This is a genomic window from Nonomuraea sp. NPDC049725, from assembly GCF_040674795.1.
GTDB classification, from domain to species: domain Bacteria; phylum Actinomycetota; class Actinomycetes; order Streptosporangiales; family Streptosporangiaceae; genus Nonomuraea; species Nonomuraea ceibae.
The window spans coordinates 1-19,178 of sequence record NZ_JBFANJ010000037.1; the positions used below are offsets into that span (position 1 = coordinate 1).

18 protein-coding genes are annotated in these 19,178 nt (G+C 73.8%); 13 read left to right on the top strand and 5 right to left on the bottom strand.

Annotated features, from left to right (window positions below; translation table 11 throughout):
* On the top strand, nt 1-830 hold an 830-nt coding region (locus AB0J53_RS44815), incomplete at its 5' end, for an SLC13 family permease (protein ID WP_364184410.1).
* Here the strand turns inward: AB0J53_RS44815 and AB0J53_RS44820 are convergent.
* Nucleotides 823-1,344, bottom strand: coding sequence for a GNAT family N-acetyltransferase (locus AB0J53_RS44820; RefSeq protein WP_364184413.1), 522 nt, complete (start codon nt 1,342-1,344; stop codon nt 823-825). The two genes, AB0J53_RS44815 and AB0J53_RS44820, sit on opposite strands and share 8 nt — an antisense overlap.
* A gap of 10 nt (nt 1,345-1,354) precedes the next feature.
* On the bottom strand, nt 1,355-1,912 hold the full coding sequence (locus AB0J53_RS44825) for an XRE family transcriptional regulator (RefSeq protein WP_364184416.1): 558 nt from the start codon (nt 1,910-1,912) through the stop codon (nt 1,355-1,357).
* An 82-nt stretch (nt 1,913-1,994) separates the two neighbouring features.
* Between AB0J53_RS44825 and AB0J53_RS44830 the strand changes: the two genes are divergently transcribed.
* Nucleotides 1,995-2,510, top strand: a complete 516-nt coding sequence (locus AB0J53_RS44830; RefSeq protein WP_364184419.1) for a sigma-70 family RNA polymerase sigma factor — start codon at nt 1,995-1,997, stop codon at nt 2,508-2,510.
* A complete protein-coding gene (locus AB0J53_RS44835) occupies nt 2,503-2,973 on the top strand; it encodes a hypothetical protein (protein WP_364184422.1) in 471 nt (156 codons plus the stop codon). The genes AB0J53_RS44830 and AB0J53_RS44835 overlap by 8 nt, the downstream gene beginning before the upstream one ends.
* 238 nt (nt 2,974-3,211) lie before the next feature.
* Here AB0J53_RS44835 and AB0J53_RS44840 read toward each other — a convergent pair whose 3' ends face one another.
* Both AB0J53_RS44840 and AB0J53_RS44845 read right to left on the bottom strand, forming a co-directional pair.
* Complete coding sequence (locus AB0J53_RS44840; protein WP_364184424.1) at nt 3,212-4,621, bottom strand: aminotransferase class V-fold PLP-dependent enzyme; 1,410 nt, start codon at nt 4,619-4,621, stop codon at nt 3,212-3,214.
* Nucleotides 4,618-5,514 carry an AraC family transcriptional regulator gene (locus AB0J53_RS44845; protein WP_364184426.1) on the bottom strand — a complete coding sequence of 299 codons (897 nt, stop codon included), beginning with the start codon at nt 5,512-5,514 and terminating at the stop codon, nt 4,618-4,620. Before AB0J53_RS44845 ends, AB0J53_RS44840 begins: the two co-directional genes overlap by 4 nt.
* A 441-nt stretch (nt 5,515-5,955) precedes the next feature.
* Between AB0J53_RS44845 and AB0J53_RS44850 the strand changes: the two genes are divergently transcribed.
* From AB0J53_RS44850 to AB0J53_RS44885, 8 genes are read left to right on the top strand one after another with little or no spacing between them, the layout of a single operon-like run.
* Entirely contained in the window at nt 5,956-6,816 is an 861-nt protein-coding gene (locus AB0J53_RS44850) for a TOMM precursor leader peptide-binding protein (RefSeq protein ID WP_364184429.1), read from the top strand.
* Nucleotides 6,813-7,895 carry a hypothetical protein gene (locus AB0J53_RS44855; protein ID WP_364184431.1) on the top strand — a complete coding sequence of 361 codons (1,083 nt, stop codon included), beginning with the start codon at nt 6,813-6,815 and terminating at the stop codon, nt 7,893-7,895. Before AB0J53_RS44850 ends, AB0J53_RS44855 begins: the two co-directional genes overlap by 4 nt.
* A 37-nt stretch (nt 7,896-7,932) precedes the next feature.
* Nucleotides 7,933-9,108 carry an MFS transporter gene (locus AB0J53_RS44860; protein WP_357593250.1) on the top strand — a complete coding sequence of 392 codons (1,176 nt, stop codon included), beginning with the start codon at nt 7,933-7,935 and terminating at the stop codon, nt 9,106-9,108.
* Nucleotides 9,109-9,126: 18 nt separating this feature from the next.
* Entirely contained in the window at nt 9,127-12,774 is a 3,648-nt protein-coding gene (locus AB0J53_RS44865; RefSeq protein WP_364184435.1) for a nitrate reductase subunit alpha, read from the top strand.
* The gene (gene narH / locus AB0J53_RS44870; RefSeq protein ID WP_219512245.1) at nt 12,774-14,420 is read left to right on the top strand and encodes a nitrate reductase subunit beta; all 1,647 of its coding nucleotides are present in this window, start codon (nt 12,774-12,776) and stop codon (nt 14,418-14,420) included. The genes AB0J53_RS44865 and narH overlap by 1 nt, the downstream gene beginning before the upstream one ends.
* Nucleotides 14,417-15,013 carry a nitrate reductase molybdenum cofactor assembly chaperone gene (gene narJ, locus AB0J53_RS44875; protein ID WP_357593256.1) on the top strand — a complete coding sequence of 199 codons (597 nt, stop codon included), beginning with the start codon at nt 14,417-14,419 and terminating at the stop codon, nt 15,011-15,013. Before narH ends, narJ begins: the two co-directional genes overlap by 4 nt.
* A complete protein-coding gene (narI, locus tag AB0J53_RS44880) occupies nt 15,010-15,732 on the top strand; it encodes a respiratory nitrate reductase subunit gamma (RefSeq protein WP_364184438.1) in 723 nt (240 codons plus the stop codon). The genes narJ and narI overlap by 4 nt, the downstream gene beginning before the upstream one ends.
* 10 nt (nt 15,733-15,742) lie before the next feature.
* Nucleotides 15,743-16,474, top strand: coding sequence for a uridine kinase (locus tag AB0J53_RS44885; RefSeq protein ID WP_364184442.1), 732 nt, complete (start codon nt 15,743-15,745; stop codon nt 16,472-16,474).
* Here AB0J53_RS44885 and AB0J53_RS44890 read toward each other — a convergent pair.
* Nucleotides 16,446-17,102 (bottom strand): pyridoxamine 5'-phosphate oxidase family protein, encoded by a 657-nt coding sequence (locus AB0J53_RS44890; protein WP_364184445.1) that lies wholly within the window; start codon nt 17,100-17,102, stop codon nt 16,446-16,448. The genes AB0J53_RS44885 and AB0J53_RS44890 overlap by 29 nt on opposite strands.
* A gap of 67 nt (nt 17,103-17,169) precedes the next feature.
* Between AB0J53_RS44890 and AB0J53_RS44895 the strand changes: the two genes are divergently transcribed.
* Complete coding sequence (locus tag AB0J53_RS44895; RefSeq protein WP_364184448.1) at nt 17,170-18,198, top strand: DUF4037 domain-containing protein; 1,029 nt, start codon at nt 17,170-17,172, stop codon at nt 18,196-18,198.
* An 80-nt stretch (nt 18,199-18,278) separates the two neighbouring features.
* Nucleotides 18,279-19,088: a universal stress protein gene (locus AB0J53_RS44900; protein ID WP_219512183.1), complete on the top strand. Its 810-nt coding sequence runs from the start codon at nt 18,279-18,281 to the stop codon at nt 19,086-19,088.
* Nucleotides 19,089-19,178: the final 90 nt, after the last annotated feature.

Sequence of the window (19,178 nt, forward strand, 5' to 3'; positions counted from 1 at the left end):
CGTTGGTGGGTGATCCGCCGAACATCATCATCGCCAGCCGGGGCGGGCTCAGTTTCAACGACTTCCTGGTGCACATGGCGCCGATGGTGGTCGTCCTGATGGTGGTGTTCGTGGGGTTGTGCTGGCTGATGTTCGGGCGGACGTTCCGTCATGATCCGGAGCGGGCGGCGGCGGTGATGGCGCTGGACGAGAACGAGGCCATCGGTGACCGGCGGCTGCTGTGGCAGTCGCTCACCGTGCTCGCGATCGTGGTCGCCGCCTTCGTCCTGCATCCCGTGCTGCACTACGAGCCGTCGGTGGTGGCCCTGCTGGGCGCGGGCATCCTGGTCGCCGCCACCAAGATCACGACTGAGCAGGCCATCGCCGAGGTGGAATGGCCCACGCTCGTCTTCTTCGCCGGGCTGTTCGTCATGGTCGGGGCCCTGGTCGAGACCGGGGTGATCGGGCAGCTCTCGGAGGCGGCGGTCGCGGCGACCGGCGGGGAGGTGGCCGCGGCCACGATGGGGCTGCTCGGCGGCTCGGCCGTGCTCTCGGCCATCGTGGACAACATCCCGTACGTGGCGACGATGGCGCCGATCGTCGAGCGGCTGGTCGAGGCCACCGGCGGCGACGGGCCCGGCCAGGTGCTGTGGTGGGCGCTGGCCTTCGGCGCCGACCTCGGCGGCAACGCCACCGCCGTGGGCGCGGCGGCCAACGTCGTCGTGCTCGGCATCGCCGCCCGCAACGGCTCGCCGATCAGCTTCTGGCAGTTCACCAAGTACGGGCTGATCGTCACGCCGGTGACGGTCGCGCTGGTCGCACCGTACCTGTGGCTGCGCTACCTCATGTGAGGCGCTTGTAGAAGAAGCCGCAGTCCTGGAGGGAGCCGTCCGGGTCGGCGGCGTAGCCGGGGACCACGCCGTAACGGGTCCAGCCCTCCGACAGGTAGAGGCTCTCGGCGGCGCTGCCGCTGCGCGTGTCGAGGAGCAGGAGCGTGATCCCGGCGGTGCGGGCGGCCCGTTCGAGAGCGGCCAGCAGGGCGCGGGCCAGGCCCCGGCCCCGGGCGTCGCGGTGCACGAGGAGCTTGACGACCTCGGCGCGGTGCCGGGCGTTGGCCTTGCCCGCCAGGGACAGCCCGGCGGTGGCGACGATGCCGCCGGCGTCGTCACGGGCCGTCCACACGAGCAGGGCGCCCGCGGCGACCGCGGCCTCCTGCTCGTGCCACCACCGGGCCGCCGCCTGCCGGTCGAACGGCGCGACGAACCCGAGCGAGGCCCCGTCGTCGACGGCGTCGGCCAGCACCTCGGCCAGCTCCTTGACCGCGCCGGCGTACGCAGCGGGGGTCAGGCGTTCGATGGCGGGCACGGCGGCTCCTTCACGGCAGGACGACAAGCAGGGCGTAGCGGACGGGGGCGGGGCCGGGGCAGTGGAAGCGGGAGCGGCCCCAGAGGCGGAAGCGCAGGCAGTCGCCCGCCTCCAGCCGGTGCGTCCGCCCGCCGGCGGTGATCTCCACGACGCCTTCCAGGACCCAGATGTGCTGCTCCAGGCCGGGCACGGGCGGGGCGTCGTAGGCCAGATCTGCGCCGGGGCGCAGGGCGCCTTCGACGACCTCGCCGCGCAGGCCCGGATGCGGCGGCGACACCGACCTGCGGGTGAACCCGGACGCCTCGTCGCGCCACACCGGTTGCGCGGCGGCCCGTACGAGCTGGGGCGGCTCGGCCTCCACCTCGGCGAGCAGGCGGGACATCGTCCGGCCGTAGACCGCGCAGAGCTTGCCGAGCAGGGTGGCCGTCGGGCTGATCTCCGCGCGTTCGAGCCGGGACAGGGTCGAGCGGCTGATCCCGGCGCGGGCGGCCAGCTCCTCCAGCGACCAGCCGCGCTCGGCCCGCAGCTCGGCCAGCCGCTCGGCGAGTCTCTCCTCCAGCTCTCCCATATGCGAGACGATATCCCATATGTGGGAATCGTGAACCGGGGGGTCGCCCGGGCCGACTGAGCCGGTTGACGAGAGGGGCGACATGACGGACGAGCTGCTGGTGGTGCGCGCCCAGCTCGGCGAGCGCGCGGCGCTGGCCGAACTGGTACGCCGCTGGCATCCGCGCGTGTGGACGTACACGCGGCGCATGCTGGACGCCGGGCGGGCCGACGACGTGACCCAGGAGATCTGGCTCGCGGTGGTGCGCGGGCTGCCCCGGCTGCGCGAACCCGGACGGTTCACGCCGTGGCTGTTCACCGTCGCCCGGCGGGCTGTCGCCGACCGGCTGCGCGAGGAGTACGGGCGCGCCGAGGAGCCCGCCGCCGCCGAACCCGCCGCCGGCGACCCCGTCGAGGCGATGGTCGACCGCGCCTCGCTCGTCGCCGGGCTGACCGCGCTGCCCGTGGCCGAACGGGAGGTGCTCGTCCTGTTCTACCTGGAGGAGCTGACCGTGGAGGAATGCGCGCAGGTGTGCGGGATTCCGCCCGGCACCGTCAAGTCCCGGCTGAACCGGGCCCGCCGCCTGCTGGCGCGACGACTGAGGGAGAGTCATGGATGACGAGCCGCGCCCGACGGCGCAGGAGATGATCGACCGGCTGGCCGGGCCGCTGTCGCCGTGGAGCCGCGTCCGCGCCATGGTGGCGCTGGTGGCGGGGCTGGCGGGGGCGGCGTTCGTGGGGGCGCTGTGGTCGAGCGAGGGGGCGCTGCCGGGGCGCACCCACCTGGCCTTCGCCCTGTTCCTGGCGTTCTGCCTGGCCTGGGCGGCCTACGGGGGGTGGCTGGTCACCCGGCGCGTGCCGCTCTTCGCCACCGACCGGGTCATCGCCGCCTGGCTCGCCGTCGTCGCCTCCGCCGCCACGACCGCCCTGGTCGCCGCCTTCACCACCCCGCCGCTGCCCGCTCTGGCCGTGGGCGGCGCCTTCCTCGCCGCCGCCCTCCTCCTCGCCGTACGCGCCCACACCCGCCGCGCCGCCCTCCTCCGGCGCAAGCACCTGCTGGAACGCCGCCCCGCCCCCGACTGAACCCCGAGGGGGCCCGCCCTTCCGCTGGCCTGGAGGGAGGCCCGCGCTCCCCTGAGGTCCCCCGAACGGGGCCCCCTGGAGAGGGCGCCCGCCCGGAAGCTGCCTGCCCGGACCGAGCGTCCCCCGGGCGGGGCGTTCCCCCGGACGCGGCGCCCGCCCGGACGGGGTTCCCGGGTGGGCGTCCGTGGGTGTGCGGGTGGAGTGGCCGCTGGGGCTTCGGTCCACGGGGGCGGTGGGGTCAGGGGGTGGGGGTGAGGTGGTCGAGGGTGGTGCGGATGGTGTCGAGGGCCAGGCGGACGTGGGACGGCCGGGTGCGGACGCTGAGGACGCACAGCCGCAGGTAGAAGCGCCCGCCCAGGGTGGTGCTCGACAGGTAGACGCGGCGGGTGGCGTTGATCCTGGCGAGCAGTTCGCGGCCCGCCTCGTCGCCGCCGCGCGGCCGGAAGACGACGACGGTGAGGTCCGGCTCCCAGGGGACGTCGAGGCGCGGGTCGGCGGCGAGTTCGCGGTGGACGAGGGCGGCCTGGTCGAGTTTCTCGTCCAGGGCTTCCTCGAAGGCCCGCACCCCGTGCAGGTGCAGCGGCAGCCACAGGCGCAGGCCGCGGAACTCGCGGGTCAGTTCGACGCCGAGGTGGCCGAAGTCGGGCAGGTCGCCGATCTGGCCGATGTCCTGGAGGTACTGGCCGTCGGCGGCGTGGGCGGCGTGCAGCAGGGCGGGGTCGCGGACGAGGAGCACGCCCGTCCCGTACGGCAGGAACAGGCTCTTGTGCGGGTCGAAGGCGATGGAGTCGGCCTCGCCGATCCCGGTGAGTGTGGCGCGGCCGCGGCGGGTGAGCTGGAAGCCGCCTCCGTAGGCGGCGTCGACGTGGAACCACAGGTCGTGGGCGCGGGCGAGGCGGGCCAGTTCGGGGAGCGGGTCGACGGTGCCGGTGCTGGTGGTGCCGGCGGTGCCCGCCAGGAGGAAGGGGCGCAGCCCGGCGGCGCGGTCGGCTTCTATCATGCGGGCGGCGGCGGCCACGTCCATGCGCAGGTCGGGGGTGGCGGGCACGACGCGGACGCCGCGGCCGGGCAGGCCGGCGATGCGGGCGGCCTTGGCGATGCTGAGGTGGGTGTGCTCGGTGACGTACAGGGTGCCGTCGCGGGCGTCCTCGCCGAGCCGGGCGTGGCGGGCGGCGACGAGGGCGGACAGGTTGGCCGGTGAGGCGCCGGTGGTGACGAGGCCGCCGGAGCCGGGCGGGAGGCCGAAGCGGACGGCCAGCCAGGTGAGGACGCCGTGTTCCATGGCGACGAGCGCGGGCGCGGTCTGGGCGACGCCGGTGAAGCGGTTGGCGGCCTGGGCGAGCATGTCGGCGAGCACGGAGGAGACGAGGCCGCCGGCGGGGAAGTAGGCGAGGTAGCCGGGCCCGGCGGTGTTGACGCCCTGGCCGGCGGCCTGGCGGAAGGTGTCCAGGAGGTCGCCGAGGTGGCCGGGGTCGTCGCCGGGCGGGCGGCGCAGCAGGGCGGTCAGGCGGGCGGTGTCGCGGTAGTCGCTGGCGGGGGAGGCGGGCAGTCCGGAGAGCCAATCGGTCAGGAACGCGGTCGCCTCGCGGGTCAGGTCGTGGAGGGCGTCGCCGGTGGGGTCGAGGGGCACGATGGGGTGATGCGTCATCCGGACACGGTAGGAAGGCCCGGCGTGTGGGGGATTGGATGTTCTTGCACCGCTCGCTGGTAGGCGCCGGGGGTGGTGCCGACGATGCGGCGGAAGTGGCGTGACAGGTGCGACTGGTCGCAGAACCCGGCGGCCTGGGCCGCCTCGGCGGGGGGCGTGCCGCGTGCCAGGAGTTCGCGGGCGCGGCGTACGCGGAGCTGGGTGAGGTAGGCGTGCGGCGGCAGGCCGTAGGCGCGGCGGAAGGCCCGCACGAGCGCGAACGGCGTGGTCCCGACGGCCTCGGCGAGCTCCCGCAGGCCGGGCGGGCGGGCGTGAAAGTTCCACGCCGCCGGGGCGGCGGCCGGGGTCTCCTGGGAGAGGCAGGCGTGCAGGAGGTCGCGGGCGCGGGCGGCGGCGGTGGGCCCGGCGGCGGTGCGGGCGCGGGTGGCGGCGCGGGGCCGGGCCTGGGTGGCGACGAGGCGGGCCAGCAGCAGGTGGAGCACGGTGTCGGCGGTGAGCGGGTCCTCGGTCTCGGCGGCGCGGTGCGCGGCGACGACGAGCGCGGCGAGGCGGGCGTCGGTGACCACCGGCCGGGCGAAGGACGGGGCGTCGCGGCCGGTGAGCGCGGTGAGCTGGGCGGGCGTGGGGTAGAGGACGCGGTACGTCCAGCCGCCGGGGGTGTGGGCGTGGCCGGTGTGGACGACGCCGGGGTCGATGAGCACGACCTCGTGGACGCCGGCGTGGGCCAGGCCGCCCGGCAGGTGGATGGCCTCGGCGCCGGACTCGACGGCGCCGATGGCGTAGGTGTCGTGGCTGTGGCGGCTGAAGCGGTGGCCGACGTAGCGGGCGCGCATGAGGTCGAGCCCGCCCATCCCTGGATGGCGCCAGTAGCGCACCTTCTCCCCGGCGCTCATGGTTGAGGATTCTCTCACTGGAATAGCGGCTTTTGTCAAATAAGGAAAAAATGTGGTTGGGTCTATCGCAATCGCCCCTTTTTTTCTTACGATCGCATCGGCCAATCACGATCGACGAAGGGATCGCCGATGACGATCGAGATCAAGAAGGTCGAAGAAGTGGAGACGACAGGCAACAGCAACAGTTGCTGACCGTCGGCGGGGCCTTCGTCGCGGGAGGAGGCCCCGCACCTCAGCGTTCCGGGAGCGGCATTGGCAAGGGTTCAGGTGAATCCGGCTTTTCCACTTTTTGTTGATGACGTCAATAATAAAGTCAGACTGGGGGACTTTCCGCCCACTGGGCAGATCCTGGATCCCGCACCGCCGCCGCTGCGCCGGCTCATCCGGCTGTGCGCGCGCGAGCCGGTGGCGCGCGGCGAGTTGCACGCGCTCATTCCCGATGTGGCGCCCCGGGAGATCGACGCGGCGGTCGACCGGCTGCTGGAGGCGCGGGTGCTGGTGACCGAGGACGATCTCGGCGCGCTGGCGGCCGAGGATCGGCTGGGGCGGTTCGGGCTGTTCCTGGCGATGTTCCATCCGGCGGGGCGGGCCGTCGCCGCGCTCGGCGACCTGGCGCGGGCGCACGTGACGGTGCTCGGCGCCGGGGCGATCGGCGCGGGCGTCGCCCTGCACCTGGCGACCTCGGGCGTGGGCAGGCTGACGCTGCTCGACGACGACCGGGTGGAGCTCGGCAACCTGCACCGCCAGCACCTCTACACGATGGACGACCTGGGCGCGGCCAAGACGGACGCCGCCGCCCGCGCGCTGCGCCGCCGCAGCCCCGAGGTGGAGATCACCCAGGTCACGCGGCGCATCACCGGCCCGCGCGACGTGCCCACGGACGCCGACCTGGTCGTCAACACCGTCGACACCCCGCAGCCGCACATCCGCCGCTGGGTCAACGAAGCCTGCGTCGAGGCGGGCGTGCCGTTCGTGACCGGCGGCTTCAACCAGCACACCGGGCTGGCCGGGCCGCTCGTCGTCCCCGGCGAGACCGGCTGCCTGACCTGCCAGGAACGCGCCCTGGCCGCCCGCTACGGCGCCGCCGAGCTGCCCGTCAGCGACAACGAGGGCCGGGCCGCGCCGTCGTTCGGGCCGCTGTGCGCGATCGTGGCCGGGATGCTCGCCTCGGAGGTGATCCGCCACCTGACCGGCACCGGCCCGCCCGCGCTGCGCGGCCGGGCGGTGTGGCTGGACCTGCTGACGCTGGAGACGACCGCGAGGGCGTACGGGCGCGACGCCGGGTGCGAGGTCTGCGGGTGAGGACGGACCTGTCGTTCCTCAGCGTCGTCGCCGACGGGCCGGACGACTACGTGATCGGCAACGGCGAGACGTTCGTGCACGTCCCGGAGGTGGCGGCGGCCGTGGTCGCGGCGCTCGACGGCACCAGGACGGCCGCCGAGGCGCGCGCCCGGGTGCTGGCCGAGCGGGGCGTCGACGTGGACGTGGAGGCGTTCGTCAGCGGCCTGGACGGCGCCGGGCTGCTGAGCCCGCCGCGCCGCCCGCCCAACGTGTGGGACCGGATCAGGCCGGGGCACGTGGCGTGGCTGTTCTCCCGCCCGGCCGACGCCGCGCTGCTGCTGCTGACCGGCTGCGCGATGGCCGCCGCGCTCGCCCGGCCGGGCGTGCTGCCGGACCCGGCGACGCTGGTGTGGGCCGACAGCCTGGCGTTCACGCTGGCGTTCGCGGCCGGGTCGTGGCTGCTCGTGCTGGTGCACGAGCTGGGCCACATCGCCGCCGCCCGGTCGCTGGGCGTGCGGGCGGAGCTGTCGCTGGGCACCCGGATGCAGTTCCTGGTCGTGCAGACGCGGATCACCGGCGTGTGGGCGGTGCCCCGCCGGGCCCGCTACCGGGCCTACCTGGCGGGGATGCGGGTCGACTGGCTGCTGGCGTGCGCCTGCGCGTGCGTGCTGGCCGTGACGGACGCGCCGGTGGCGCGGCTGGTCATGGTGATCTGCCTGGCGCAGATCGCCTGGCAGTTCCTGTTCTTCATGCGCACCGACGTCTACTACGCCGTCGCCAACGCCACCGGGGAGAAGAACCTGATGGCCGACGCGCGGGCCCACCTGCGGCGGCGGGGCGGCCAGGCGCGGCGCGCCGTGCGGGTGTACGCGTGGTTCCTGGTGGCCGGGCGGGTGCTCGGGCTGGCCTTCTTCGCCTGCTACACGGTGCCCGTCACGGTGGCGATCTGCTGCCGGTCGCTGGAGGAGCTCGCCGGGCCGGGCGGCTGGCGGCCGGTCGTCACGCTGGCCGTGGTGACGGCCGGCTGGCTGCTCTACCTGGGCGTTCTCCTCAGGCGTCTCATCCGCACCAGGTCTACCGCGACGAATTCGGGGGAGTAACGCCAGGTAAGTCCCTTGTGGAGCCTGGAGGTCGTCCATGCCCGGCACGTCCACGACGAGCCGCGTCGCCATGCTGGTGCTCGCGACGGTCGCGTTCGCGGTCAACTTCTGGGCGTGGGGACTGCTGAGCCCGCTCGGCGGGGTCTACGAGAAGCAGCTCCGGCTGACCGCGTTCGAGGTGTCGGTGCTGGTCGCGGTGCCCGTCATCGTCGGCTCGCTGGGCCGGATCGTGCTCGGCGCGCTGACCGACCGCTACGGCGGCAGGCTCGTGTTCGGCGTCACCACGCTGCTCGGCATCGTCCCGGTGGTGTTCCTGGCGTACGCGGCCAGCTATCCCGCGCTGCTCGCCGGCGGGTTCGTGCTGGGGCTGACCGGGGCGACGTTCGCGGTCGGGGTGCCGTTCGTCAACGCCTGGTTCCCGCCCGAGCGGCGCGGCCTGGCGCTGGGCGTGTTCGGCGCGGGCAACATCGGCACCGCGATCTCCGGGTTCGCCACGCCGTGGCTGGCGCAGCGCTTCGGCCAGCAGGCGCCGTTCTGGACGGTCGCGGTCGCGCTCGCCGTCATCGGCGTGGTCATGCTGGTGTTCGGGCGGGACGCGCCGGGCGCCGAGCCCGCGACCGAGCCGTTCGGCCGCCGCTTCCTGGCCGCCGCCCGGCTGCGCACCACGCGGGAGCTGGCCGGGATGTACGCGCTGACGTTCGGCGGCTTCGTCGCGTTCGGCGTCTACCTGCCGCTGTACCTGAGGAGCGTCTACCACCTGGAGGTCGCCGACGCCGCCGCGCGCAGCGCCGGGTTCGTCGTGCTGTCGACGGTGGCCAGGCCCGTCGGCGGCTGGCTGGCCGACCGGCTGGGCGGCGAGCGGGTGCTCGGCTGGGCGCTGGCCGTGGTGGCGGTGTGCGCGGTCGCGGTGTCGTTCGCGCCGGCCATGCCCCTGGCCACCGTGGGCTTCCTGGTGATGGCGGCGGCGCTCGGCCTCGGCAACGGCGCGGTGTTCGCCGTGCTGGGCCGGGCGGTGCCCGGCGCGATGGTGGGCAGCGCCACCGGCGTCGTCGGCGCCGCCGGCGGCCTGGGCGGCTTCCTGCCGCCGATCGTGATGGGCCTGATCTACCAGGCCACCGGCTCGTACGCGATCGGGCTGATGCTGCTGGCGGCGGTGGCGTGCGGCGCGTTCGTCTACTGCTGGTTCGTCCTGCGCCCCCGGGCGCGTGCCTGACGGAGAGGTGTGATCCCTATGGCCGGCATCGACGGCCCGATCAGCGACGCGCTGCTGAGGCTGGGCCGCTACCTGCGCCCCGGCGAGGTCTCGGCCGACCTGCGGACGCTGCACCAGATCGGCGGCCGGCAGGGCGACGCCTTCTACCGGGACCGGTGGAGCCACGACAAGGTGGTGCGCTCCACGCACGGCGTGAACTGCACCGGCTCGTGCTCGTGGAAGGTGTACGTCAAGGACGGCGTGATCACCTGGGAGGCGCAGCAGACCGACTACCCGAGCGTGGGCGGCGACCGGCCGGAGTACGAGCCGCGTGGCTGCCCGCGCGGCGCCGCGTTCTCCTGGTACACCTACTCGCCGACGCGGGTGCGTTACCCGTACGCGCGCGGCGTCCTGGTGAGCCTGTACCGGGAGGCGAAGAAGCGGCTCGGCGACCCGGTCGCCGCCTGGGCCGAGATCACCACGGACCCGGACAAGCGGCGCAAGTATCAGTCGGCGCGGGGCAAGGGCGGGCTGGTCCGCGTCACCTGGGAGGAGGCCACCGAGATCGTCGCGGCCGCGCACGTGCACGCGATCAAGACGTACGGGCCGGACCGGGTGGCGGGCTTCTCCCCGATCCCGGCGATGTCGATGGCCTCGCACGCGGTGGGCGCCCGGTTCATCTCGCTGATCGGCGGCGCGATGCTGTCGTTCTACGACTGGTACGCCGACCTGCCGGTGGCCTCGCCGCAGGTGTTCGGCGACCAGACCGACGTGCCGGAGTCGGCCGACTGGTGGGACGCCTCCTACCTGATGCTGTGGGGCTCGAACGTGCCCGTCACCCGCACCCCGGACGCCCACTACATGGCCGAGGCGCGCTACCGGGGCCAGAAGGTCGTGGTGATGTCGCCGGACTACAGCGACGCGGCCAAGTTCGCCGACGAGTGGCTCGCCCCGAACCCCGGCACCGACGGGGCGCTGGCGATGGCGATGGGGCACGTGATCCTCAAGGAGTTCTTCGTCGACCGGGTCACGCCCGCCTTCGACCGTTACGTACGGCAGTTCACCGATCTGCCGTTCCTGGTGTGCCTGCGCGAGCGCGAGCCGGGCCGCTACCTGCCGGACAAGTTCCTCACCGCCGCCGACCTGGGCCACGACGGGAAGGAGGCGGCGTTCACCACGGCCGTGTGGGACGAGCGCGCCGGCGCACCGGCGCTGCCCAACGGCTCGCTCGGCTTCCGCTACTCCGAGCACGGAGAGGGCCGCTGGAACCTGGACCTGGGCGACCTCGATCCGGCGCTGTCCCTGTACGAGGGCGGCGAACCCGTGACGGTCGTCCTGCCGCGCTTCGACGGCGACAGCGGCGGCGTGCTGGAGCGCGGCGTGCCCGCCCGGCGGATCGGCGGCCACCTCGTCACCACCGTCCACGACCTGCTGCTCGCCCAGTACGGCGTGGCGCGCGACGGGCTGCCCGGCCGCTGGCCGTCCGGCTACGACGACGCCGCCGAGCCGTACACGCCGGCCTGGCAGGAGCCGATCACCGGCGTGCCGGCCGGGAAGGCGGCGCGGATCGCGCGCGAGTTCGCCCGCAACGCCGAGGAGTCCGGCGGCCGATCCATGATCATCATGGGGGCGGGGGCCAACCACTGGTTCCACGCCGACACCATGTACCGCTCGTTCCTGGCGCTGACGACGCTGACCGGCTGCCAGGGCGTCAACGGCGGCGGCTGGGCGCACTACGTCGGCCAGGAGAAGTGCCGCCCGATCACCGGCTGGGCGCTGCTGGCCTCCGCGCAGGACTGGTCGCGCCCGCCCCGGCAGATGATCGGCACCGCGTACTTCTACCTGAACACCGGCCAGTGGCGCTACGACACGTTCAGCGCCGACGTGGTGTCCTCGCCGCTGGGCGGCGGCGCGTTCGCCGGGCGCGCCACCGCCGACCTGATCGCCGCCTCGGCGCGGATGGGCTGGATGCCGTCCTACCCGACGTTCGCCCGCAACCCGCTCGACCTGGCCGACGAGGCCGCCGCCGCCGGGCGGGACCCGGGCACGTACGTCGCCGAGCAGGTGGCGACCGGCCGGCTGGGCTTCGCCTGCGAGGACCCCGACGCGCCGGAGAACTGGCCGCGCGTGCTGACCGTGTGGCGGGCCAACGTGCTCGGCTCCTCCGCCAAGGGCGACGAGTACTTCCTGCGTCACCTGCTCGGCGCCGACTCCTCGCTGCGCGCCGAGGAGGCCGGGCCGGACCGGCGGCCCCGCGACGTCACCTGGCGGGAGGAGACGCCGCAGGGCAAGCTCGACCTGCTGCTGACGCTGGACTTCCGGATGACGTCCACCACGCTGTTCTCCGACGTGGTGCTGCCCTCGGCCACCTGGTACGAGAAGCACGACCTGTCGAGCACCGACATGCACCCGTTCGTGCACGCCTTCACCCCGGCCATCGACCCGCCGTGGCAGACCCGTACGGACTTCGCCGCCTTCCACGCGATCGCCGAGACGTTCAGCGAGCTCGCGGCCCGCCACCTGGGCACCCGCACGGACCTGGTGGCGGCGCCGCTGCTGCACGACACGCCCGACGAGCTGGCCACCCCGCACGGCCGGGTGCGCGACTGGCGCGCCTCCGGCGACGTGCCGACGCCCGGTGTGGACTTCCCCAAGATCGTCGAAGTGCGGCGGGACTACGGGGCGATCGCCGCCAAGATGGGCGCGCTCGGCCCGCTCACCGACAAGCTCGGCGCCGCCACCAAGGGCATCGCGTTCGACCTGTCGCAGGAGGTGGAGGAGCTGCGGCGGGCCAACGGCGCCACGCCGTCCGGCAGGCCGTCGCTGGCCACCGACGCCCACCTGTGCGAGGCGATCCTGGCGCTGTCGGGCACCACGAACGGGCGCCTGGCCGCGCAGGGGTTCGCCACGCTGGCCCGGCGCACCGGCACGTCGTTCGACGGGCTGGCCGAGGAGCACCGGCGCGTCCGCTTCGCCGACACGCAGGCCAGGCCGGTGCCGGTGATCACCTCGCCGGAGTGGTCGGGCAGCGAGACCGGCGGGCGCCGCTACTCCGCCTTCACGCTCAACGTCGAGCACCGCAAGCCCTGGCACACGCTCACCGGCCGCCAGCACTTCTACCTCGACCACGACTGGATCCAGGAGGCCGGCGAGACGCTGCCCATCTACCGGCCGCCGCTGAACATGACCGCGATGTTCGGCGAGCCCCGGCTCGGCGAGTCGGGCGAGCGCGGCATCGTCGTGCGCTACCTGACGCCGCACTCCAAATGGTCGATCCACTCCGAATACCAGGACAACCTGCTCATGCTGACGCTCTCGCGCGGCGGGCCGACGATCTGGATGAGCCCCGCCGACGCCGCCAGGGCCGGCATCGCCGACAACGACTGGATCGAGGCCGTCAACCGCAACGGCGTCGTCGTGGCGCGGGCCGTCGTCTCGCACCGCATGCCGCAGGGCACCGTGTACATGTACCACGCCCAGGAACGGGTGGTGGACGTGCCCAAGAGCGAGATCTCCGGGCGGCGCGGCGGCATCCACAACTCGCTCACCCGGCTGCTCGTCAAGCCCACCCACCTGATCGGCGGCTACGCGCAGCTGTCGTTCGCGTTCAACTACCTCGGGCCCACCGGCAACCAGCGCGACGAGATCACCGTCATCCGCCGCCGTTCCCAGGAGGTCGACTACTGATGAGGGTCATGGGCCAGCTCGCCATGGTCATGAACCTGGACAAGTGCATCGGCTGCCACACGTGCTCGGTCACGTGCAAGCAGGCGTGGACGAACCGGGCCGGCACCGAGTACGTGTGGTTCAACAACGTCGAGACCCGCCCAGGCCAGGGCTACCCCCGCACCTACCAGGACCAGGAGCGGTGGAAGGGCGGCTGGGAGCTCAACCGGCGCGGCCGGCTCCGGCTCCGCGCCGGCGGCCGGCTGAAGAAGCTCCTGACGATCTTCGCCAACCCGCTCATGCCGTCCATCCAGGACTACTACGAGCCGTGGACCTACGACTACGACCGGCTCTTCTCCGCCCCCGCCACCCAGGACACCCCGGTCGCCCGGCCCACCTCGCTCATCACCGGCGAACCCACGAAGATCACGTGGAGCGCGAACTGGGACGACGACCTCGGCGGCGCCCCCGCCCTGACCGCCGCCGACCCGGTGCTGCGCCGCGTGTCGGACGAGGTCAAGCTCGACTTCGAGCGGGCGTTCATGTTCTACCTGCCGCGCATCTGCGAGCACTGCCTGAACCCCTCCTGCGTGGCCTCCTGCCCGTCCGGCGCCCTGTACAAGCGCTCCGAGGACGGCATCGTGCTCGTCGACCAGGACCGCTGCCGCGGCTGGCGCATGTGCGTGACCGGCTGCCCGTACAAGAAGGTGTACTTCAACCACCGCACCGGCAAGGCGGAGAAGTGCACGTTCTGCTATCCGAGGGTCGAGGTCGGCATCCCGACCGTGTGCTCGGAGACGTGCGTGGGGCGGCTGCGCTACATCGGCCTGATCCTGTACGACGCCGACCGGGTGGAGGAGGCCGCGTGCGTGGCCGACGAGCGGGACCTGTTCGAGGCGCAGAAGGGCGTGCTGCTCGACCCGGCCGACCCGGAGGTGATCGCCGGGGCGCGCGCCAACGGCATCCCGGACGACTGGCTGGAGGCCGCCCGCCGCTCGCCCGTCCACCAGCTGATCTTCGAGTACGGGGTGGCGCTGCCGCTGCATCCCGAATACCGGACGATGCCGATGGTCTGGTATATCCCGCCGCTGTCACCCGTCGTGGACGCGCTGTCGGGCACCGGGCACGACGGCGAGGACGCCGGAAACCTGTTCGGCGCCATCGACGCGCTGCGCATCCCGATCGGCTACCTGGCCGAGCTGTTCAGCGCCGGCGACCCCGAGCCGGTCCGCGCCGTGCTGCGCCGCCTGGCCGCCATGCGCTCCTACATGCGCCGGCTCAACCTCGGCCAGGAGCCCGACGAGTCCATCGCCACGGCCGTCGGCATGACGGGCGAGCAGGTCGAGCGGATGCACCGGCTGCTGGCCCTGGCCCCCTACGACGAGCGGTACGTGATCCCCGCCGCCCACGCCGAGCAGGGCGCCCAGCTGGAGGAGCTCGGCTGCAGCCTCGACTACGAGGGCGGCCCCGGCATGAACGGCCCGTTCGGCGAGGCGTCCGGCGCGCCCGCCCCCGTCGCCGTGGAGAACTTCCACGCGCTGCGCCAGCGCCAGGCGGGCGACGCCCTCGACCGCGCCGACGAGCTGCACGGCCGCGTCAACCTGCTCAACTGGGACGGCAAGGGCACCCCCGAAGGGCTGTTCCCGCGCCGGGAGGACAAGCCGTGAGCGACAGAACCGTGCACCTGGCCGCGTCCGTCCTGCTCGGCTACCCCGACGAGCGGCTGGCCGAGGCGCTGCCGCTGCTCGCCGACACCGTGCGCGCCCTGCCGCGCGGCGAGCCCGCCCGGCGGCTGGCCGCCTTCCTCGACCACGCCGCCGCCACCCCGCTCGGCGAGCTCGCCGAGCACTACGTGGCCACGTTCGACCTGAAACGGCGCTGCTCGCCCTACCTGACCTACTACGCCTACGGCGACACCCGCCGGCGCGGCCTGGCGCTGCTCCGCTTCAAGCAGGCCTTCCGCGAGGCCGGGTTCGAGCCCGGCCCCGAGGAGCTGCCCGACCACCTGGCCGTCGTCTGCGAGCTGTCGGCGCGCGGCGCCACCGCCCAGGCAGTCCGGCTGATGCGCGAGCACCTGGCCGGCCTTGACCTGCTGCTGGAGGCGCTGCGCGAGGAGGGCTCGCCGTACGCCGACGTGGTCGCCGCCGTGCGCGCCACGCTGCCGCCGGCCACCGCCCGCGACCGCGCCGCCGCGCTGCGGCTGGCCGAGCAGGGCCCGCCCGCCGAGGAAGTCGGCTTCTTCTCCGGAGGAAACGGATGAACCCGCTCGACCTGCTGCTGTGGGTGATCTGCCCGTACGTCGCCCTGACCGTCTTCGTGCTCGGGCACGTGTGGCGCTACCGCTACGACAAGTTCGGCTGGACCACCCGCTCGTCCCAGCTGTACGAGTCGCGGCTGCTGCGCGTCGGCAGCCCGCTGTTCCACTTCGGCATCCTCGTCGTCATCCTCGGCCACGTCGGCGGCCTCGTCATCCCCAAGTCGTGGACCGAGGCGGCCGGCATCAGCGAGCACGCCTACCACGTGACCGCCGTCGTCCTCGGCACCATCGCCGGGGCGTGCACGCTGGCGGGCCTGGCCATCCTGCTGTACCGCCGCCGCACCGTCGGCCCCGTCTTCACCGCCACCACCCGCAACGACAAGCTCATGTACGCCGTCCTGACCCTCGTCATCGTGCTGGGCCTGGCCGCGACCGTCGCCGCGAACGTGCTCGACGGCGGCTACGACTACCGGGCGACCGTCTCGCCCTGGTTCCGGTCGATCTTCTCCCTGCGGCCGCGGGGCGAACTCATGGCCGGGGCGCCGCTGCTGTTCCAGGCGCACGCCTTCAGCGCGCTCGTGCTCTTCACCATCTGGCCCTTCACCCGGCTGGTGCACATGCTGACCGCGCCGATCGGCTACCTGACCCGGCCCTACATCGTCTACCGCAGCCGCGGCCCGCGCACCGGGGCGCCCGGCTGGGAGCCCACCGGCCGCCGATAAGGTGCCGGTCATGACGTCCGTACACCACTCGGTCTCGACCTGGCAGCAGCCGCTGCCCGCCCCGGCCTCGCCCGGACGTGACGCGCTCGTCCGCGACCTGGCCGCCCGCATCCTGGCGCGGGGCGGCGGGCGCCTCCTGGTCGGCATCGACGGCCTCACCGCCGCCGGCAAGACCAGCCTCGGCCACGAGCTCGCCGAGGCGATCGCCGCCACCGGCCGGCCTGCCCTGCGCGCCACGCTCGACGACTTCAAGAAGCCGTGGAAGGACCGCCACCTGTACGACCGCGAGTCGGGGGAGGGCTACTACCGCAACGCCTACGACTACGACGCGCTCAAGCGGCTCCTGCTCGGCCCGTGCCGCGACCCCGAGGCCGCCTCGTGCGCGCTGTGCTCCATCGACCCGCTCACCCAGGTGGACCACTCCGCCACCACGGCCCCGCTCACCCCGGACAGCGTCCTCGTCGTCGACGGCGTGTTCGCCTTCCGCCCCGAGATCGACGATTGGTGGGACTACCGCATCTGGGTCGACGTGGACGCCGACCTGTCGATCCGGCGCGGCGCCGCCCGCGACGCGAACTGGGCCGGCTCCGGCGCCGAGGCCGTCCACCGCGACCGCTACCTCGTCGCCGCCCGCCTCTACCTGGCCGAGGCCGACCCGGTGCCGCGCATGGACGCCGTCGTCGACAACCGCGACTTCGCCCGGCCCCGCCTCGTCACAGACCGTGGATCCGCCGCCCGGTGATCTGGTGCGGCACGATGCGGATGTAGAGCGTCCGGTCGCCGCCCACCCACGGGGTGACGTCCGATGCCGACAGCTCCGCCGCCTCGTCCGGCGGCACGTGGTGGAACGGGCCCTGCACCAGCACGCTCCAGCCCTCCCGCTGCGCCTCGTCGATCCGGTCGACCTCGAAGCCGACCACGATCTCCACGCCCTGCACGCCGGTGCGCAGATCCCGGTCCATCGGCCCGCCGTACGCCGTCCGGAACAGGATCGCGCCGTCGTGCAGGCGGTAGTTGACCGGCAGCACCGTCGGCCCGTGCGAGCCGTCGAACGCCACCCGGCCGATGCCGCCCGGCTCGATCAGGCGCAGGCACTCCTCCCGGTCCAGCACCTCCACGTGCGGCGACTCCGCCGCCGGCCCGCCGCCGGGCGGCCGGTCGGCGGTCCCGCCCAGCAGGTCCTCGGACGTGGTGCCGAGGGCCGTCGCCAGCCGCGACAGGGCGTCGGCGCTCGGATTGCCGGGATTCTCCTCCAGATACTGCAGGTAGCCCGGCGACATGGCCGCCCGCCCCGCCACCTGCTCGCGCGACAGCCCGAGCCGCTCGCGGTGGTACGCGATGCGGCGGCCGAGATCGCCCGTCCCCGTCATGTCGTTCCCCCTTCCCCCCAGGGACGCTACCCACGCCGCACCGGCCCACGCGGTAAGGTGCCGGGCGATGACGGACTTCCGCCCCGGCCTCGCGCTGGCCCGCTCCTTCTACCGTGACGTTCTCGCGCCGCTCGTGCCGGTGCCGCACACCGCCTGCCTGCTCGGCGAGGGCTCCGAAGTGCTCGGCTACGACAGCGAACGCTCCACCGACCACGAATGGGGGCCGCGCGCCCAGCTGTTCGTCGCCGCCGCCGACGTCGAGCCCGTACGCCGCGCCGTCGCCGGCGGGCTGCCCGCCGAGCACGAGGGGCGTCCGACGGCCTGGTTCTCCCTGGCCGCCGGCGCCGTCACCCACCACGTCGAGATCACCACCTTCGACGCCTGGATCCGCGACCGGCTCGGCCTCGACCCGCGCGACGGCCTCGACCACGCCGCCTGGCTCGCGCTGCCCCAGCAGCGGCTGCTGCACGTCACCCGCGGCGAGGTGTTCCGCGACGACGCCGGCGAGCTCACCCGGGTCCGCGACCTGCTCGCCTGGTACCCCGTCGACGTGTGGCGCTGGCTGGTCGCCTCCCAGTGGCACCTGATCCACAACACCGAGCCGCTGATCGGCCGCACCGCCGAGGCGGGCGACACCCGCGGCGGACGCCTGCTGGCCGCCCGGCTGAGCGAGCTCGTCATGGAGATGTGCTTCCTCCAGGAGCACCGCTACCGGCCCTACGCCAAGTGGTTCGGCACCGCGTTCGCCGAGCTGGAGGCCGCCGCCACGATCGGGCCGCTGCTCGACGCCGGCCGGCTGCCCGAGGCGCTGGCCGAGCTCGGCCGCCGGCACAACGACCTCGGCCTCAGCGCGCCGGTCGAGCCCGTGCTCGGCGACTTCCGGGTCGGGATCAACGACGCGGTCCGCCCGTACCGGGTGCTCAACAGCGCCGGCTTCCACGCCGCCACCGTCGCCGCGATCACCGACCCCGCGCTGCGCGCCCTCGTCACGGTCGGCGGCCTCGACCAGCTCACCCACGCCGACGACGCGCTGGTCAACTTCACCCCCTGGCCCGGCCGCCTGGGCGAGGTCTACCGGTCACTGCTCGACGGCTAGAAGCCCTCCGGCGGCCCGTACATATCCCGGCATTACGGTCGGCGCAGTTAGCCGATCGCCCCTCTGGAAAGAGGGAGGGCATGATCGTAGTGGGGGTTGACGGGTCCAGGGCGGGGCTGGAAGCCGCCGCGTGGGCGGCCGCCGAGGCGGAGCTGCGCCACGTGCCGCTGCTCATCGCGCACGCCATGACCCGCTGGGCCGTCGAGACCGGCGACGGCAGGCTGGCCGACGTGGCCGCGTGGATGCGCGAAGGCGGCCGGTCCGTGCTGCAGGCCGCCCGGGAACGGGCCGGCCGCGACCGGCCCGAGGCCGACGTCGAGACGACGCTGCTGGCCGGCGACCCGCGCGAGGCGCTCATCGCCGCCGGGCGCGACGCCGAACTGCTCGTCATCGGCAGCCACGGCATCGGCGGCGTACGCGGCATGCTCGTCGGCTCCGTCGCCCACGGTGTCGCCGGACGCGCCCCCTGCGACGTCGTCCTGGTCCGCGAGGTGCCCTCCTCGCCCCGCCAGGAGATCGTGGCCGGCGTCGACGGCTCCGAAACCTCGGCCCGGGTGCTGGACTTCGCCTTCGCCGAGGCGCGGCTGCGCGGCTGCCGGGTGCGCGCCGTCCACGCCTGGAACTGGCCCGGCCCCTTCGACGACGCCGAACGGACCGTGCTCGCCGACCTGCTCGCCGGGCCGCGCGAACGCCACCCCGGCGTGCCCGTGATCGAGGAGACCGTCCACGCGCACCCCGTGGAAGCCCTGCGGCAGGCCGCGACCGGCGCCGAACTGCTGGTCGCGGGCTCACGCGGGCGCGGCACCCTCGCCGGGATGGTGCTCGGCTCGGTCAGCCAGGCGCTGCTCCAGCACGCGCCCTGCCCCCTCGCCGTGGTGCGCTCGCCCTAGTGAGCTGACCGTGAGTATTCGGGACACCACATGAGGTGTGTTTCGTTTCAGATTGGCTGTGTGGTGGTGACGGTCTCCGGTTGCTGAGGT

Coding starts and splice junctions, on each gene's coding strand:
- AB0J53_RS44825 (WP_364184416.1), bottom strand. CDS start 1,912: ATGGGAGAGCTGGAGGAGAGACTCGCCGAGCGGCTGGCCGAGCTGCGG.
- AB0J53_RS44830 (WP_364184419.1), top strand. CDS start 1,995: ATGACGGACGAGCTGCTGGTGGTGCGCGCCCAGCTCGGCGAGCGCGCG.
- AB0J53_RS44835 (WP_364184422.1), top strand. CDS start 2,503: ATGGATGACGAGCCGCGCCCGACGGCGCAGGAGATGATCGACCGGCTG.
- AB0J53_RS44840 (WP_364184424.1), bottom strand. CDS start 4,621: ATGACGCATCACCCCATCGTGCCCCTCGACCCCACCGGCGACGCCCTC.
- AB0J53_RS44845 (WP_364184426.1), bottom strand. CDS start 5,514: ATGAGCGCCGGGGAGAAGGTGCGCTACTGGCGCCATCCAGGGATGGGC.
- AB0J53_RS44860 (WP_357593250.1), top strand. CDS start 7,933: ATGCCCGGCACGTCCACGACGAGCCGCGTCGCCATGCTGGTGCTCGCG.
- AB0J53_RS44865 (WP_364184435.1), top strand. CDS start 9,127: ATGGCCGGCATCGACGGCCCGATCAGCGACGCGCTGCTGAGGCTGGGC.
- narH (WP_219512245.1), top strand. CDS start 12,774: ATGAGGGTCATGGGCCAGCTCGCCATGGTCATGAACCTGGACAAGTGC.
- narI (WP_364184438.1), top strand. CDS start 15,010: ATGAACCCGCTCGACCTGCTGCTGTGGGTGATCTGCCCGTACGTCGCC.
- AB0J53_RS44885 (WP_364184442.1), top strand. CDS start 15,743: ATGACGTCCGTACACCACTCGGTCTCGACCTGGCAGCAGCCGCTGCCC.
- AB0J53_RS44890 (WP_364184445.1), bottom strand. CDS start 17,102: ATGACGGGGACGGGCGATCTCGGCCGCCGCATCGCGTACCACCGCGAG.
- AB0J53_RS44895 (WP_364184448.1), top strand. CDS start 17,170: ATGACGGACTTCCGCCCCGGCCTCGCGCTGGCCCGCTCCTTCTACCGT.
- AB0J53_RS44900 (WP_219512183.1), top strand. CDS start 18,279: ATGATCGTAGTGGGGGTTGACGGGTCCAGGGCGGGGCTGGAAGCCGCC.